Source organism: Aestuarium sp. (genome assembly GCF_023253315.1).
GTDB classification, from domain to species: Bacteria; Pseudomonadota; Alphaproteobacteria; order Rhodobacterales; family Rhodobacteraceae; genus Marivivens; species Marivivens donghaensis.
This window is the reverse complement of sequence record NZ_JALRGW010000180.1, coordinates 1-604: the sequence shown is the minus strand read 5'-3', so window position 1 is coordinate 604 and position 604 is coordinate 1. Positions and strand designations below refer to the sequence as shown.

At 55.8% G+C, this 604-nt stretch carries 1 protein-coding gene; it reads right to left on the bottom strand.

The window, feature by feature from the left end; genetic code table 11:
• On the bottom strand, positions 1 to 604 hold a 604-nt coding region (locus tag AC1QQ2_RS14900), incomplete at both ends, for a MalY/PatB family protein (protein ID WP_479713732.1).

Here is a 604-nt window from a genome sequence, read left to right as displayed (position 1 = left end):
CCAAGTGCGGCCATGCGCGCGGCGAATTTGGCCCGCAAGTCTGGATCAGCGATGATCACGTTGCCTGAATGGCTCCCTGCGATGTTAAATGTTTTGGTCGTCGCGGTCATCATGACGAGGCGGTCTTCAATCCCGTCGATCTTGGTCATTGGGATGTGCGTGTGACCAGGCATAATCAGGTCGTGGTGAATCTCGTCCGATACAAGGATGAGGTCATGGCGCTTTGCAAAGGCGGCGACGGCTTCCAGCTCGGCTTTCGACCAAACGCGGCCGCCCGGATTGTGAGGAGAGCAAAGAATGACCATTCTTTCTGAACCTGTCATCTGAGCATCATAGGCATCGAAATCGTATTCGTACCGACCGTTGTTGTTCACCAGTTGGCATTCGACCACGTTGCGCCCAGCCGCACGAATGACGCGGGCAAAGGCATGGTAAACGGGGGTAAAGAGGACAACGCCGTCGCCGACATTGGTGAACGCGTCAACACACAGCGCTGTGCCGTTGACCAGACCATGTGTGGTGAAAATCGATTTCGGATCGACGCTCCACCCATGGCGGTTTTCCATCCACCAGCAAATCGCGTCGCGATAAGGGCCTTCGTTTC